Source organism: Streptococcus sp. V913 (genome assembly GCF_054353455.1).
In genome coordinates, this window is sequence record NZ_JBTHHX010000002.1 from 331,886 (window position 1) to 347,966 (window position 16,081).

The window sequence follows — 16,081 nt, forward strand, 5'->3', positions numbered from 1 at the left end:
AAACTAACACAAGGAGGGAACCAAGTAGGTTCTCTCTTTTTGATGCGGACATCAAGAAGAATCAAGAATAAAACAGAAAGTTTTTCGAAAAAATGACTTTTTATCTTGACAAGGGATAGAAAACTTGGTATCATATAAAAGTTGAGAAAAGCAGAAGTGAGAGCTTCTCGCCTTGTGACATCAAGTTGCCTGGCCCTACGGATGAAAAGTTTCTAAGAAACGCTATCATAACGTGCGGGCTTGTATCATTACGAGTCCGCTCTTGTTTTTCTCTAATAATAAAAAAGAGGTGAAAACCATAGCAAAGCAAGACTTATTCATCAATGATGAAATTCGTGTACGTGAAGTTCGCTTGATCGGTCTTGAGGGAGAACAGCTAGGCATTAAGCCACTCAGCGAAGCGCAAGCATTGGCTGATAGTGCAAATGTTGACTTAGTATTGATTCAACCCCAAGCAAAACCGCCTGTTGCTAAAATTATGGACTACGGTAAGTTCAAATTTGAGTACCAGAAAAAACAAAAAGAGCAACGCAAAAAGCAAAGCGTTGTGACCGTGAAAGAAGTTCGTTTGAGCCCAGTTATCGATAAGGGTGATTTCGAAACGAAACTTCGCAATGCTCGCAAGTTCCTTGAAAAAGGGAACAAAGTTAAGGTATCCATTCGCTTTAAAGGGCGTATGATCACCCATAAAGAGATTGGTGCAAAAGTTTTAGCCGAGTTTGCTGAAGCAACACAAGATATTGCGATCATCGAACAACGAGCTAAGATGGATGGACGCCAAATGTTCATGCAGTTGGCGCCAGCAACTGACAAAAAATAATTGTCAGAAAGTTAAATAAAGGAGAAAAAATCATGCCAAAACAAAAAACACACCGCGCATCAGCTAAACGTTTCAAACGTACAGGTTCTGGTGGACTTAAACGTTTCCGTGCTTACACTTCTCACCGTTTCCACGGAAAAACTAAGAAACAACGTCGTCATCTTCGTAAAGCATCTATGGTGCATTCAGGAGATTTCAAACGTATCAAAGCAATGCTTACTCGCTTGAAATAATAGCCTGACAGTAAGTAAACAATTCTAGGAAATATTTGGAGGAAATAAAACATGGCACGTGTTAAAGGTGGCGTTGTATCACGCAAACGTCGTAAACGTATTCTTAAATTAGCAAAAGGTTACTATGGAGCTAAACACATCTTGTTCCGTACTGCAAAAGAACAAGTAATGAACTCTTACTACTATGCATACCGTGACCGTCGTCAGAAAAAACGTGACTTCCGCAAATTGTGGATCACTCGTATCAACGCGGCAGCTCGTATGAACGGACTTTCATACTCACAATTGATGCATGGTTTGAAATTGGCTGAGATCGAAGTAAACCGTAAAATGCTTGCTGACTTGGCTGTTAACGATGCAGCAGCTTTCACAGCTCTTGCAGATGCAGCGAAAGCAAAACTTGGTAAATAATAACAAACTGTTTCATTCTTACTCTTGTGGTTTTTACCGCTTGAGTAAGGTGAAACTTTTTTGTTTTCCTTAAATGATTTTCTATTTTATAGAGTAAATCACAGATTTTTTCAAAGAAAATAGGATATTTCTTGTATAATAGGAATAACTAAAAAGATTTGGAGTTAGAAGAAGATGATAGTAGGTATTGATTTAGGAACGACGAATTCTTTGGTAGGAGTTTATCAAGATGGTCAAGTCAAGCTGATCCCCAACGCTTTTAGTGAGTATTTGACGCCTTCTGTTGTGGCCTTGGATGACAATGATGAGATTATAGTTGGGAAAATTGCCAAGGAACGTTTGGTGACTCATCCAGACAAGACGGTTTCTCAGTTCAAGCGTTTTATGGGGACTAAACATGAATTGACCCTAGGAAATCGAGCATATAAGGCTGAAGAATTAAGCTCTTTTATCATTCGAAAGTTGGTAGATGATGCAGAGACCTATCTTGGAGAAAAGGTCGAGGAAGTGATTGTCAGTGTACCAGCCTATTTCAACGATGCTCAACGCTATGCGACCAAACTAGCAGGGAAATTTGCTGGAGTTCAGATTGATCGGATTATCAATGAACCCTCTGCAGCTGCACTTGCTAAAAGATCTATGGCCAATCAAGAAGATCAATCTTTTATTGTAGTCGATTTTGGTGGTGGCACTCTGGATATTTCAGTTGTAGAGCTATTTGATAACATCGTTGAAATCGTGTCAATCGCAGGGGACAATCGCTTGGGGGGAGAAGACTTTATTGCGGCTATTGCAGAGGAATTTTTAGCCTCCAATCAATTAACCAAGGATACTATTTCCCGTGAATTTTATAGCAAAATTTTGGTACAGGCTGAAAAGACAAAGCTGGAACTGAATGATAAAGAAGAAGTGAAGATGACAGTGATGGACCAAGATCAGGAATACTTTTTAGACTTGAGCTACCAGCGCTTTTACGAGCTTTGTCAACCGCTGCTGGCTCGTGTTAAGGCTGTTTTGGACCGTGCCTTGATGGATGCACGCTATAGCTATGTGTCATCTGATAATTTTGTTCTTGTTGGTGGGACTTCTAAACTCCGCTTGGTTCAGGACTTTTTATCCTACTGTATCAATCAAACGGTTCAGGTATCTGATGATCCTGATCGGATGATTGCGAGAGGTTGTGCCCTCCTAGCAGGAATCAAAGAACGTCAGGGTGAGATACGAGATTTATTACTGTCTGATATTTGCCCTTTTACACTGGGGATTGAGATAGTTGGAGACCGTTTTTCGCCGATTATTGAGCGAAATTCAACCCTACCTGCTTCACGCATCGAGCAGTACTATACGGCTGAACTGGGACAGAGCCAAGTCAAGATAAAGGTCTATCAAGGTGAGATGATGAAGGCATCACAAAACCTGTTTCTAGGAGAATTAGAAGTTCCCGTCCCTGTGAATACTAGAGTAAATGAAAGTTTCACAGTTCGTTTTACCTATGATTTAAATGGAATCTTGGATGTAGAAGTCAAAATTGATTCAACACAGGAAGTCTTTAGTCATGTTATTCTCCAAGATAGTGTTACTCTGACAGAAAAGGAAATCAAGGCTAAGCAAGCAGAGTTGACTCGCTATAAGATCAATGCTCAAGAAACAGAGGTTTATCGTTTCTTGATGGAGAAAGCAAATCGTGTGTACAGTATGCTCTTGGGGAGAAGAAGAGATGAGCTAATGGCTGAAACTAGACGATTTGAAGAAGAGGTCAGTCAAGCATCTGTTTATCATTTGCCAAAACTCTATCAATCATTTTCAAACTATTTAGACTTCCTAGAGCGAGGACTGTAAAAGAGGAGACCTTATGAATATATGGGAAACTTTAGGGATAGAGCCAACGACTGACGTCAAGCTTATTAGAAGGCGTTATGCTGAACTGGTTCGGCTCTATCACCCAGAAGACCAACCAGAAATTTACCAAGAAATTGTCGAAGCGTACCAAAAAGCCTTGACTTATGCGAGGTCTAGAAACACAAGACCAGAAAATAGTCTAAGAAAAGCGAGTGACTCTCAAGAAGCTGCTGAACTTGAAGAAGAGGCGAATGAAAAGCCTAACTCTAGTCTCAATTTTGAAAACTTGACTGAAGAAACGAAGACTGAGAACGAAGAGTCTGAAAGATCTAGTCTTGAATTCAGTGATTATCAGCAATCAACTGATAAAACCAGCGATTCCTTTAACTTTGAAACCTTTAAAGCAGAAGAGGATGAGCCAAAGTCTACCCATAATTTTACTGACTATGATGAGGAAACTAGGTTAAACGGTAACTCTGAAGAGAGTGCTAAGAGTACTCTCAACTTTGAAACTTTTGGTGATGATGAGGGCAAAAGGCAAGAAGAAACAAGCAAGTCTACCCTTGATTTTAGCGGTTATAATGACGCAACCTATTTGATTCGAAATGCGATTGAAAGTATTGTTGGGAATGACGGTTATAACCAAGAGGAACAAGAGCATCTGTGGCGTCAGTTCTTTCATCAGTATCAATATGATATGGACATTGTTCAATCCGTTTTAGAGGAAATGGATGTTTATATTTTCAACAAATCGGAACAATTTTCTATCGTCATTCCTTTGCTGGAAGACTATGTACCCGACTTTCGATACTGGGGATATTACTATAAACTGAAGCATTGGAAGGTTAAAAGAGCTACTGCAAACAAAAATGGAGAACCTCTAGAAGCTGCGAAAAAAGAAACTGCTAAATTGTATGCTTCTTATCGTTTATGTCAAGCAATCCTTGAAGATTCCCAAAGAGCTAATCAGATGGGGACTTGGATAAATTTTTTCAGTCAATCATTTTCTCCTAATACTGTCCTTTTTCTCTTGAATAGCAGTAAACAAATAATTACTAGCGTTCCAGTTTTAACCTTTATCTTGGAGAAGATTGAACCAGAGATGAGAGAGGAGGATAAAAAAGCCTATGATGAGCTTGTGGTTTACTTAGATGAATTAAATTCAAATACAGATGAACCATTCGATATTCACCGTTATAATCTTCTAGATCCATCGGAGGTTGAGGAAAAACTATATCTCTTAGTCTATAGTCCATATCAAGATGAATACAATCTTTTACGTGATTGGCAATATCTTTTTGAATCAGTCAAAGATCACACTCTCCTACTTGATTTGTTAGAAAAGGTGGACGTCTATCCTTTAACCAATGCGAAAGTGTTAGCTCTCGTTCTTCAATTTGTAGAGCGTTACAGTGATGAGGAATCAAATCCTTACCTGAAAAAACTCCATTTCTGGAAGAGTATCCATTCTTATCCTTCAGTGGTAGAGGAGTATGCACTTAACAAAAAAGAAAATTTTGATTACTGGTACAATGAAGGTTATCTTTATATAGATAAACTCACTAAGAACGATGAAGATATCAATGATTGGGAAAAGTGGAGAAGCTACTTTAAAGGAAGACCACGCATTCTAACGATTTTGCTTCAACAAATCTATAAGGAGTACCATCGGTTTACAGATGGCAAGCTCTTGAGATATGTTTTGGCTCCTTTTCCTACTTCTAAAATGGCTCCCCAAATGATGACGGAGGAGACAGACCAGAAACTAGAAGAGATGACGACTTATGCCTATGAACTTAGTCATCCGAAGGCCAAGCTCTCTTATTTGGATTGGAAAAAAAGACAGGTCTTTAAAAATAAGTTTCTTCAGGTTTTCTTTGGCCTCTTTACGATTGTAAGTTTGCTACTTAGTGTTCTAGAGCGACCGGGTTATAATTCATGGGTTCATGCGGGTATGTTTTCACTCTTTTACGTCTATATGCTAAAATTAAGGCAAACACCGATTGAGGAGGGAGTGACTGCTAGGGGGGAAAAACGGAAATTCTACTACAGCCCCCATCCATGGTTCCTATTAATCTTGTTATTGACCCTCGTCATTCCATCCTTACCGTTTGGTCTCATTGGTGCCCTTATGTTCATTACATTTTTCAGCTTCATCGATGGTTTCCAAGTGAGTCAGGGGCTGAAGTGGGATTATTCTTTGGATAAGCTGATTCCTATCGGTATCTTTCTTTCTGCTGGCTTTCTTTCTGCTTTGGTAAATCAAAGCCAGACTATTTCAGGAGTTGCCATAGCTTACTTCCATATTTTTGCAATCCTTGTGATTTGCTTATCTTTTACAAGATTTAGTCCTGGATTTCCACCATCTCTTAAGAAAATTTTCATACCAGCAATCTTGGGGCTCCTACTCTTTCAAACGTTGCCTTACATTCACAGCCGTTTAGATATCTTTGATCCAACTATTCTACGAAATGAAACTCTGGCTATAACTGTTATCCTCTTGTTAAATGGAGTTGCCTTGTCTTATTTTACAAAGGATCAAGGCTTCATGATTGGTGTGAAGAAGGTCTTTATGATTTATGGATTGCAGATCTTTATTTTCCTAAGAAGACTGTTCCGAATCCTATTCGCACCAAATTCAGTTTTCGGTAATAACTATCATTACAAAGACTTACTAATCATAAACAGCGAATTTGCTTTCTACTTCCTCGAGGGACTTTTTATCCTTATCATACTTTTCCTTATTGGCAATATACGCAAGGAAAATCGTAAAAGTGCTTCTTAGAATGAAAGCGTAGAGAAGAGGACTCTAGTTCAAGTTTCTAGTAAATTTTCCTGAATAAAGGTATAATAGAACTATTCAAATGAAAGAGGTAATGAAAATGGCTTCAAAAATGCTACACACTTGCTTACGAGTAGAAAACCTTGAAAAATCAATCGAATTCTATCAAGATGCTTTTGGTTTTAAAGAATTGCGTCGCAGAGATTTTCCAGACCATGCCTTCACGATTGTCTATCTAGGACTTGAGGGGGATGACTACGAGTTGGAGTTAACCTATAATTATGACCACGGTCCTTATGTGGTAGGAGATGGCTTCGCCCATATCGCCCTCAGTACACCTGACCTTGAGGCCTTACATCAAGAACATAGCGAGAAGGGCTATGAGGTGACAGCCCCTAATGGACTTCCAGGAACTCAACCAAACTATTACTTTGTCAAAGATCCTGACGGTTACAAGGTCGAAGTCATTCGTGAAAAATAATCCAGTAAGGTCAAGTAGAATGTTCGTTTTCTACTTGACTTTTTTTCTTTGAAAGAGTATACTAATACAAATTTAACCTTTAAGGGGAGTCCAGAGAGACTCACAAGGTGTCAGATAAAAGGGATAGGGGACTCTCTGTGGAGACTTTTTAAGTGTGCACATGAGTTCTGTCCTATCTCGACTGAGACCTTGCATTAGCAAGGTTTTTTCTTTATCTGATCCCCTTAAAATTTAAGGAGGAAAATCATGAATCCCACATGTAAGAAGCGTTTGGGTGCGATTCGTTTAGAAACCATGAAGGTGGTTGCACAGGAGGAAATTGCGCCAGCAATCTTTGAATTAGTCTTAGAAGGAGAAATGGTTGAAGCGATGCGAGCAGGCCAATTTCTACATTTGCGTGTGCCTGATGATGCCCATCTCTTACGCCGTCCTATTTCAATTTCGTCTATCGATAAGGCAAACAAGCAGTGTCATCTCATTTATCGGATTGAGGGGGCTGGGACCACTATTTTTTCAACATTAAGTCAGGGAGATACTCTTGATGTGATGGGGCCTCAGGGAAATGGTTTTGACTTGTCTGATCTGGACGACCAGAACCAAGTTCTCCTCGTTGGTGGGGGGATTGGTGTTCCGCCCTTGCTCGAAGTAGCCAAGGAATTGCATGCGCGTGGGGTGAAAGTAGTAACAGTCCTCGGTTTTGCTAACAAGGATGCTGTTATCCTCGAAAAGGAATTGGCCCAATATGGTCAGGTCTTTGTTACGACAGATGATGGTTCGTATGGTATTAAGGGAAATGTGTCAGTTGTCATCAATGAATTAGAAAATCAGTTTGATGCTGTTTACTCATGTGGGGCTCCAGGAATGATGAAGTACATCAATCAAAGATTTTATGACCACCCAAGAGCCTATCTATCTCTAGAGTCTCGTATGGCTTGCGGGATGGGGGCCTGCTATGCCTGCGTTCTAAAAGTGCCAGATAGTGAGACGGTCAGCCAACGCGTCTGTGAAGATGGTCCTGTTTTCCGTACAGGAACAGTTGTATTATAAGGAGAAAGTCATGACTACAAATCGTTTACAAGTTTCTCTCCCGGGCTTGGACTTGAAAAATCCTATCATACCAGCATCTGGCTGTTTTGGTTTTGGACAGGAGTATGCCAAGTACTATGATTTAGACCTTTTAGGCTCCATTATGATCAAGGCGACGACACTAGAACCCCGTTTTGGAAATCCAACTCCCAGGGTGGCAGAAACACCTGCCGGTATGCTCAATGCAATCGGTCTGCAAAATCCTGGTTTAGAAGCTGTTTTAGCTGAGAAGTTGCCTTGGCTGGAAAGAGAGTATCCTACGCTTCCCATCATCGCAAATGTTGCAGGCTTTTCAAAACAAGAGTACGCTGCCGTTTCTCGAGGAATTTCCAAGGCAGCAAATGTAAAAGCGATCGAGCTCAATATCTCTTGTCCGAATGTGGATCACGGCAATCATGGACTTTTGATTGGGCAAGATCCTGATTTGGCCTACGAAGTGGTAAAAGCAGCTGTGGAAGCCTCTGATGTGCCAGTTTATGTTAAGTTAACCCCTAGTGTAACGGATGTTGTCACTATTGCTAAAGCCGCAGAAGATGCAGGAGCAAGTGGCTTAACCATGATCAATACCCTTGTCGGTATGCGCTTTGACCTTAAAACCAGAAAACCAATCCTAGCCAATGGAACGGGTGGGATGTCTGGTCCAGCAGTTTTTCCAGTAGCCCTCAAACTCATCCGTCAAGTCACCCAAACAACAGACCTGCCCATCATTGGAATGGGGGGAGTGGATTCGGCTGAAGCCGCTTTAGAAATGTATCTGGCTGGTGCCTCTGCCATCGGAGTTGGAACAGCTAACTTTACCAATCCTTATGCCTGTCCTGATATCATCGAACATTTACCAAAAGTCATGGACAAATATGGCATTAGCAGTTTGGAAGATCTCCGTCAGGAAGTCAAAGCCAGTCTGAGATAAGCTAGGTCTTCCTTATCGTCAACAAGAAATAGAATCTTCATCAATTTGTAATATTTCCGTTGGTTAACTATGTTACAATAGGGTTTAGAAAATGTATATAGTTTTTTACTAAGGAGAATAAAATGAAGAAGATACTACTTGCAAGTACTGTTGCTCTCTCTATAGCAGGATTTGCAAAATCGGCAGTGTATGCCGAAGAGTCTCAAGTTACAAAAAAAACTCAGACAACAGATGTAGTTGAGAAAAAAGAAGAGTCTGCTCCGAATAAAGAAGAGTCTGCTCCGAAAAAAGAAGTTCCCCGAGTTGATACTAGGAAAGAGTCAGTTGTAAAAGAGAAAGATCCCGCTAAAGAAGATTTATCAAATAAGGAAAAAGATAGGGAAAGCAAAAAAGAAGGTTGGCTGAAGGAGCAGGGAAGTTGGCGCTTTTATGAAAATAATCAACCTGTCTTAGACTGGAAACAAATCGATAACAAATGGTATTACTTCAATAAAGAAGGTGTTATGATTAGTAATATTATAATCGATGATTATCTTATTCAAGACAATGGTGCTTTGGCAGAAAATACATGGGTAAAAATTTCTGACAAGTGGTACTATGCTACAGCTTCTGGAAAAATTCTCCGTAATAAATGGGAAAAAATCGCTGGTATTTGGTATTACTTTGATAAAGAAGGCATCATGGTAACTAATACTTTAGTTGGTGATTATCTTATCCAAAATAGTGGTGCTCTTGCAGAAAATACATGGGTAAAGATTTCTAACAAGTGGTACTATGCTACAGCTTCTGGGAAAATTTCTCGTAATAAATGGGAAAAAATCAAAGGGATATGGTACTATTTTGATACTGATGGTGTAATGCTAAGTAATCAGTGGAAAACAGATTACTATCTAAAAGACAGTGGTGCCATGGCAGAAAAAGAATGGATATTTGATAATTCATACAATAGTTGGTTTTATTTAAAAACAGGAGGGGCTTATGCTTCTCGAGAATGGAGTGGCTCATATTACCTTAAAACAGGTGGATATATGGCCAAAAATGAGTGGATTTTTGATAAAGATTATGATGCTTGGTACTATCTAAAAGAAGATGGTATGTATGTGACAGGTACTTTTAATATTAAAGGTAAAGAGTATTCTTTTCAAAACAATGGAAAGTGGATTTCAGAATCTAAATATTACAAAGTGAAACCTATCACTGCATATGTATATAGTAGTTCGGGAGAAAAATTAAGCTATGTATCAAAAGGAACAATTGTCTCGCTTGGAGATACTCAATCTACGAAAAACACCCAAATACCAGTGAATATTTCTGGACTTTCGGGTTTCATGAATAAAAGTGATTTGACAGCAGTGGATGAAGGAAGCGAGTTTATCCCTCATTATACTAGTGATGGGAAATTCCTCTACCATGAACTCTCTCCTTATACGAGTATCAAAGTAGCTCCACATACATCTGCTATGGTTATTGGTAAGAAGTACTACTCAACTGATGGAGAGCATTTTGATGGCTTTACGGTTAAAAATCCTTTCCTCTTTAAAAACTTGAGAGAGCCAAGTAATTATAGTGCAGCTGAGTTGGATAAAGTTTATTCTGTTATGAATATTCAAAATAGTCCTCTAGCGGGGAAAGGAGCGACTTTCAAAGAGGCTGAAGAACGTTACGGTGTCAATGCCCTTTACTTGATGGCTCATAGTGCCCTTGAAAGTGCTTGGGGTCGCAGTCAAATTGCCAGAGATAAGAACAATTTCTTTGGTATTGCGGCTTATGATACTAGCCCTTATCTCTCAGCCAAGAGCTTTGATGATGTGGACAAAGGAATTCTCGGTGCGGCCAAGTGGATTCGTGAGAATTATATCGACTACGGCAGAGACCACCTTGGAAACAAGGCAACAGGAATGAATGTTCGCTATGCTTCCGATCCTTACTGGGGAGAGAAAATAGCCAGCATCATGATGACCATCAATAGTAGACTTGGTGGGAAAGACTAATCAAAAAAATCAACGGTAACTACTGAAAAAGTGGTTATCGTTTTTGTTTTGGACACGCGAGAAAAATAGTATAATAACAGTTTCTTTATTGTTGAATAATTAGCAAAATGATAGTAAAATGTAGAAGGAAGTATTAGTATAGTTATTATACAAAATAAAGGAGTTTATTATGAAAAAGTTGCTCACCCTTTCACTTGCCTTACTTTCAGTAACAACACTTGTTGCTTGTTCTGGTCATAAGGTAGAACAAGCGGTTCCAGAAGAAAAAGTCGAACAGAAGCAAGTCAAATTCGATGAAAAATTGTTTAAAGAAGCTGGACTCTTGCCTTTTAAAAATGAAAAGCAGCTAGAACTTGGAGAATTGGATTCCAAATCACGCGCGACGTTTGCTCATATTCAACTCAAGGACAGCGATGAGCCAACTGAGAAGAGAGAGCCTAAGATAAGTTATAACCCAGTTGGTTGGCTTTTACTATGGAGATGGTTCTAAAAAGGCTTGGTTAATGAATCGAGGCCATTTGATTGGGTACCAATTTAGTGGATTGAATGATGAAAAGAAAAACTTGGTTCCGATGACTAACTGGCTCAATGCTGGAAATTATTCTGGAACAGATGACCAAAACCAAAGTGGTATGCTTTATTATGAAAATCGGTTGGACTCTTGGTTGGCCAATCACCCAAACTACTATCTTGACTACAAGGTGACCCCGATTTATCAAAAGGACGAATTGATTCCAAGACAGATTGAGTTGCAGTATGTGGGAATTGATGAAAATGGCAAACTCTTGGAAATCAAGTTAGGTGGTAGTAAGGAAAAGGTTGATCAGTATTCTGTGACGCATGTTATTCTAGACAATGTTTCAGCTAATGCGGAAATCAATTATTTGGATGGTACTGCTAAAAATACAGTTGAAGATGCAAAGATAAAAGAAGAAAAAGAAAAGGCTAAGAAGGAAGCTGAGGAAAAATCCAAGAAAGAGGCTAAAGAAAAAGAAGCAGCTGAAAAGAAAGCGAAAGAGGAAGAAGAAAAAGCACGTCAGGCTGCACAAGAAAAAGAAGAAAGTCAGAAATCAAACTCGCAATCAAAAAATTCAGGTGGCTACTTTAGGGATAGAAACGGAAGATGGCACAGACCAAATGGTAAATTTGCTTCCAAGAAAGAAATTAGAGAAGCCGGATTGCAGTGGTAGGAAGAATTTAGTGGATATACAGTCAAAAAGCCGTTGGAAAACGGTTTTTTGTTATAATTAAATTAAGAATGTAGCATTAAAGGAGAAGAACATGACATTTGAAGAAATCTTGCCTGGATTAAAGGCTAAGAAAAAATATGTACGAACTGGTTGGGGAGGGGCTGAAAACTATGTGCAGCTTTTTGATACCATCGAGCAAAACGGGGTTGCACTTGAAGTGACACCTTATTTCCTCATCAACGTGTCTGGAGAAGGGGAAGGGTTTTCGATGTGGAGTCCGACACCTTGTGATGTTTTGGCGACGGATTGGGTAGAAGTGCATGACTAAACGTGTATTGATTACGGGAGTAAGTTCAGGGATCGGTCTAGCTCAAGTTCGCCTCTTTTTAGAGAATGACTATCAAGTTTATGGTGTAGACCAAAGAGAAAATCCACTCCTACAGGGTGATTTCCACTTTTTACAGAGAGATTTAACTCTTGACTTGGAACCAATTTTTGACTGGTGTCCTCAAGTTGATATTCTTTGTAATACAGCGGGAGTGTTGGATGACTACAAGCCTTTACTAGAACAATCAGCGAAGGAAATTCAAGAGATTTTTGAAATCAACTATGTGACTCCAGTTGAGATGACACGGCATTATTTGACACAAATGTTGGAAAATAAAAAAGGAATCATAATCAATATGTGTTCGATTGCCTCAATCCTAGCAGGAGGTGGTGGTCACGCCTATACTTCCTCTAAGCATGCCCTGGCTGGCTTTACCAAGCAGTTGGCACTAGACTATGCTGAAACTGGGATTCAGGTCTTTGGTATCGCTCCAGGAGCAGTAAAAACTGGAATGACCGCAGCTGACTTTGAGCCAGGTGGACTAGCTGACTGGGTAGCTAGTGAGACACCCATCAAACGTTGGATTGAGCCAAGTGAAATTGCTGAAGTTAGTCTCTTTTTAGCAAGTGGAAAAGCAAGCGCCATGCAGGGACAAATCCTAACGATTGATGGAGGATGGAGCTTGAAGTAGCATAGTTGCTATTCTGTAAATATGTGGAGGTAAACTATGAAAAGAGATGAATTTGGATTTGTCTTGCCCAATCTCTACTATCAGTTTTTAACGGAGTGGAAAGAGATTGACCCCTTTGAAATTGGAGATACAGGTATCTGTTTGTATGCTAAGGAGGATCTTCAAGAGCGTAATGAGACTTATCAGATTGAGGAAGTAGAGCCAGATTATTTTATGATTGGACAGGAAGGAGATTTGGCCTGCTTTATCGAGAAAAATGCTGATGATTGCATTTATGAAAATGACTTGGGTGCTTTTGGCTCCTTGGAAATACAAAAAGTTGCTACAAACGTCTATGACTTTATTGACAAGATTTTAGAGGAAGGATTGTAAAAATGGGAGGGAGAAATCATGTTTAGGGTGCTAGATGCAGATTCGCCGATTTCAAAAGAAGAACTTTTACAATTTGAGGAGTTTCTTGGAAAGAAATTGCCGGAAGCTATGAAGGATTTTTATCTCAAGTACAACGGTGGGCAACCCCAGGTAATAGGTGTCCACGATGACCGTCATCTCTTTCCTTTCAATTCCTTTAATTCAGTAGGGGAGATGAGAAATTCTCTTACATGGTTTGACGATGAGGTTGTGCCTGAAGGATTTAAGGCAATAGACCTTCTCCATTTTGCCTATGATCCTGGATCTGGCAACTATGCTCTTTCCTTAAGGGAAGAGGATTATGGAAAGGTTTACTTCTATGTTTTAGAAGAAAAAGCTGAGTTGTATGGTCAATGGCCATCTTTTGAGGATTTTTTGAATTCCTTTGTTGAAGAGTGATACGAAAAAAGGAGAAGGGATGCGAAAATACCAAGAACTTTCACTAGAGCAGATAATCGAGCAAATGCGCGTGGACGAGTCTTCTTCAGATGATTTTTGCCTCTATGGCAAGGAGGATGGAGAGCTAGCACTAGATAGGCTCTATTTGGTATCAGATTATCCGGATGTCGTAGAAGACCGTGATGTCTACCCGACGGATGTAGTGGAGCAAAGTCTTCAACTAGTCTACTATGGAGAGCAGTTGTTCGATGTTCTCTCGGTTGCACTTGAGGAAAAGCCAGATGCAAGTCTCCAAGACTTGGTTGAGGCTTTGAATTATTATCATCAGCACGATAGTTTCATGCCATTTGAACCCTAGTTACAAACATAGAATGTTGCAGTCCATTGACAATATAAAAAGAAGTTAAGAAATGATAGATTACGAAAACATAAATGAAAAAATTTCCCCCTTTAACTTGCTTGTATATGATGAGGATCCTCAAAATGTTCGCGGATCGCTCATTTATTACCCTGATGGAGAATATAGACAGGAAGTGTTTGACACTCGAGAAGAGGAGGGATTTGAAGGAAATGGCTACGATTGGGCATCCTTGGCTTTGGTATTTTTGGAGGAAAAAATGCCGGAATTAAGCGATGCTATCGACTTTGATCCTGAAGGAAGTATGTTTTGTGCCTATTCTTCCAAGGTAGATGCCTTGTCTAAATTTGCTCAGGGTTTTAAAGAGTTTTGCGATGATATTGAAGCTATGAAAGACTTGTTCAGTAGAGCAGAGTTGGATTAATTAACTAAAATAGTTTTGAAATTTTTGAGAAGATAATAGAAAGGAATTCAGATGAAGCTATCAGAAGTAGTTGAGCTAGTGGAAAATCATCCAGACCTACATCTCTATATAGATAAAATTTTAAAAAAGCATAAAAAGACTCAAGCTGGCTATCTCGAATCACTGAGTCATCTGGCCTATTTACTTTATCTGGATGGTCAAGAGGAAACGGCTAATGAATTATTAGATAGGATCATACAGGTTCCATTTGAAGGGAATCATAACACCTGGACCTTTGTTGACAGTTCTCTGGTTTTATTGGCCTATCTGGAAAGAGAAAAAGAAAATCAGGTACTTGTCTATAAAAAACTTCTTTTATCTCCGCTAGAACAAGGGGAGGAATCCACTCAAAAAATAAGAAGGAGAGTTCATCAGAGATTTTTGAATGGCGATAGCTTAGAGCAAAAGCTTGAAAAAATCGAGCAAGCTCTAAGTCCTGAATCAGAAATGGAACGTCGTCTGCTATACTTGGCAGATTTATTGAAGATTCACCTTTTTATTGATGAGTCAACTTGTGAAGAGACAGATATCCAGACAAAAATCGAAGAGAATATGGAGATACTAAAGAAGTATATCAAGGAGCATGAAATCTATAGCCTCTTTCCTTTTAAAGGATAAGGTGAGGTAGCAATCTTGGATTGTTAGAAAGAGTAGGAAATGGAAATCAAAAAACACTTTGGTGTTTATGGCGTTTGCCTTGAGAATGGGAAATTGCTTTGCATTGAGAAAACAAGAGGACCTTATCAACATCGTTTTGATTTACCTGGTGGTAGTCAAGAACTAGGTGAGGGGTTGACAGAAACTCTCAAGAGAGAAGTTCTGGAAGAGACAGGATATGCTCTTAGCGATTATTCAAACCCTAGAATCTATGATGTGTTGGTTCAAGAAGAAGGGCAAGATTTCGCAGTACACCATATCATGGCTTTTTATGATGTGGTGCTCGATTTCGGGAGCTCTCAAAAATCTCTTCCTCATGAAGTTCTTGATGGAAGTAATGATTCAGTAAATGCAATTTGGCTTCCTATCGAGCAGATGACCGAAGAAAATGCCTCACCCCTAGTATTAAAAGTTAAGGCAGAGTTAGGAGGATTTCCAGAATTGGACAAGACCTCTTACATGAATTGGAAGGTAAAAGAAAAGCAGGAGAAGAAATGACACCGCAAGAAATGTGGAATAAATACAAACAAATCAATCCCTTGATCGGAGATGAAATCGATGCCTGGACTTTTGGAGTGGAAGCCGATCTCTTGGCAGATTTGGTTTTAAAAGGTGAAAAGACGGCAACTGCATCAGCCTATGATCTTTATGCAGTTGATAACGAACTCCTGCCACAAGAAGGGACCTTTGATGTCATTTTAGATAGTCAAGATCGGGCTGTCTGTATTATCGAAATTACAAAGGTTTCCGTTCAGCCTTTTCATCAAGTGTCAGCTGACCATGCCTTCAAGGAAGGGGAAGGTGACAAATCTTTAGCCTATTGGCGTCAGGTTCATGAGGACTGTTTCGTCGAGTGGCTGAGAGAAGCAGGTCTGACTTTTACACCTGATAGTAAGGTTGTATTAGAAGAATTTCGCAAGGTTTACCCTCTGTAGACAGATGGAAGGAAGAAAGTTTTGGAAATCACCGTCCAATCCTTTTTTCTCAAGCAAAACATGATATAATAAGTTTGTTTGAAGAAGAGTAGCAGC

Annotated in this window: 18 protein-coding genes, 1 pseudogene and 1 other annotated feature; all 19 genes and pseudogenes read left to right on the forward strand. The window is 39.5% G+C overall.

Annotated features, from left to right (window positions below; genetic code table 11):
• Positions 1-142 precede the first annotated feature (142 nt).
• Positions 143-274 (forward strand) — a sequence feature (ribosomal protein L20 leader region).
• A 15-nt stretch (positions 275-289) separates the two neighbouring features.
• The 19 genes and pseudogenes from infC to ACXYSL_RS05715 all read left to right on the forward strand — a co-directional run bounded on the left by infC (position 290) and on the right by ACXYSL_RS05715 (position 15,985).
• On the forward strand, positions 290-820 hold the full coding sequence (infC, locus tag ACXYSL_RS05625) for a translation initiation factor IF-3 (RefSeq protein ID WP_007521573.1): 531 nt from the start codon (positions 290-292) through the stop codon (positions 818-820).
• Between the two features lie 32 nt (positions 821-852).
• A complete protein-coding gene (rpmI, locus tag ACXYSL_RS05630) occupies positions 853-1,053 on the forward strand; it encodes a 50S ribosomal protein L35 (protein ID WP_001125942.1) in 201 nt (66 codons plus the stop codon).
• A gap of 51 nt (positions 1,054-1,104) precedes the next feature.
• The gene (gene rplT / locus ACXYSL_RS05635) at positions 1,105-1,464 is read left to right on the forward strand and encodes a 50S ribosomal protein L20 (protein ID WP_000124834.1); all 360 of its coding nucleotides are present in this window, start codon (positions 1,105-1,107) and stop codon (positions 1,462-1,464) included.
• Positions 1,465-1,638: 174 nt separating this feature from the next.
• A complete protein-coding gene (locus ACXYSL_RS05640) occupies positions 1,639-3,303 on the forward strand; it encodes an Hsp70 family protein (protein WP_458624205.1) in 1,665 nt (554 codons plus the stop codon).
• A gap of 13 nt (positions 3,304-3,316) precedes the next feature.
• Positions 3,317-6,088, forward strand: coding sequence for a J domain-containing protein (locus ACXYSL_RS05645; protein WP_096422406.1), 2,772 nt, complete (start codon positions 3,317-3,319; stop codon positions 6,086-6,088).
• Positions 6,089-6,185: 97 nt separating this feature from the next.
• Positions 6,186-6,566: a lactoylglutathione lyase gene (gene gloA, locus ACXYSL_RS05650; RefSeq protein WP_007521580.1), complete on the forward strand. Its 381-nt coding sequence runs from the start codon at positions 6,186-6,188 to the stop codon at positions 6,564-6,566.
• A 246-nt stretch (positions 6,567-6,812) separates the two neighbouring features.
• On the forward strand, positions 6,813-7,613 hold the full coding sequence (locus tag ACXYSL_RS05655) for a dihydroorotate dehydrogenase electron transfer subunit (protein WP_007521582.1): 801 nt from the start codon (positions 6,813-6,815) through the stop codon (positions 7,611-7,613).
• On the forward strand, positions 7,576-8,562 hold the full coding sequence (locus ACXYSL_RS05660; RefSeq protein ID WP_172843644.1) for a dihydroorotate dehydrogenase: 987 nt from the start codon (positions 7,576-7,578) through the stop codon (positions 8,560-8,562). Before ACXYSL_RS05655 ends, ACXYSL_RS05660 begins: the two co-directional genes overlap by 38 nt.
• Positions 8,563-8,684: 122 nt before the next feature.
• A complete protein-coding gene (locus tag ACXYSL_RS05665) occupies positions 8,685-10,553 on the forward strand; it encodes a glucosaminidase domain-containing protein (protein ID WP_045616951.1) in 1,869 nt (622 codons plus the stop codon).
• Between the two features lie 169 nt (positions 10,554-10,722).
• A pseudogene (locus ACXYSL_RS05670) lies at positions 10,723-11,743 on the forward strand (DNA/RNA non-specific endonuclease).
• Between the two features lie 91 nt (positions 11,744-11,834).
• Positions 11,835-12,071 (forward strand): DUF2829 domain-containing protein, encoded by a 237-nt coding sequence (locus ACXYSL_RS05675; protein ID WP_000141913.1) that lies wholly within the window; start codon positions 11,835-11,837, stop codon positions 12,069-12,071.
• Positions 12,064-12,762 carry a 3-oxoacyl-ACP reductase gene (locus ACXYSL_RS05680; RefSeq protein WP_458624206.1) on the forward strand — a complete coding sequence of 233 codons (699 nt, stop codon included), beginning with the start codon at positions 12,064-12,066 and terminating at the stop codon, positions 12,760-12,762. Before ACXYSL_RS05675 ends, ACXYSL_RS05680 begins: the two co-directional genes overlap by 8 nt.
• Before the next feature lie 36 nt (positions 12,763-12,798).
• Positions 12,799-13,134: a hypothetical protein gene (locus ACXYSL_RS05685; protein WP_045616953.1), complete on the forward strand. Its 336-nt coding sequence runs from the start codon at positions 12,799-12,801 to the stop codon at positions 13,132-13,134.
• An 18-nt stretch (positions 13,135-13,152) separates the two neighbouring features.
• On the forward strand, positions 13,153-13,572 hold the full coding sequence (locus ACXYSL_RS05690; protein WP_061588103.1) for an SMI1/KNR4 family protein: 420 nt from the start codon (positions 13,153-13,155) through the stop codon (positions 13,570-13,572).
• Positions 13,573-13,591: 19 nt separating this feature from the next.
• A complete protein-coding gene (locus tag ACXYSL_RS05695) occupies positions 13,592-13,930 on the forward strand; it encodes a DUF7716 domain-containing protein (protein ID WP_007521599.1) in 339 nt (112 codons plus the stop codon).
• A gap of 52 nt (positions 13,931-13,982) precedes the next feature.
• Entirely contained in the window at positions 13,983-14,354 is a 372-nt protein-coding gene (locus ACXYSL_RS05700; RefSeq protein ID WP_007521602.1) for an Imm51 family immunity protein, read from the forward strand.
• A 51-nt stretch (positions 14,355-14,405) separates the two neighbouring features.
• On the forward strand, positions 14,406-15,011 hold the full coding sequence (locus ACXYSL_RS05705; protein ID WP_007521604.1) for a DUF6707 family protein: 606 nt from the start codon (positions 14,406-14,408) through the stop codon (positions 15,009-15,011).
• Between the two features lie 39 nt (positions 15,012-15,050).
• Entirely contained in the window at positions 15,051-15,548 is a 498-nt protein-coding gene (locus tag ACXYSL_RS05710; RefSeq protein WP_007521606.1) for an NUDIX hydrolase, read from the forward strand.
• Positions 15,545-15,985, forward strand: a complete 441-nt coding sequence (locus tag ACXYSL_RS05715) for an ASCH domain-containing protein (RefSeq protein WP_458624207.1) — start codon at positions 15,545-15,547, stop codon at positions 15,983-15,985. The genes ACXYSL_RS05710 and ACXYSL_RS05715 overlap by 4 nt, the downstream gene beginning before the upstream one ends.
• The last annotated feature ends 96 nt before the right edge of the window (positions 15,986-16,081 follow it).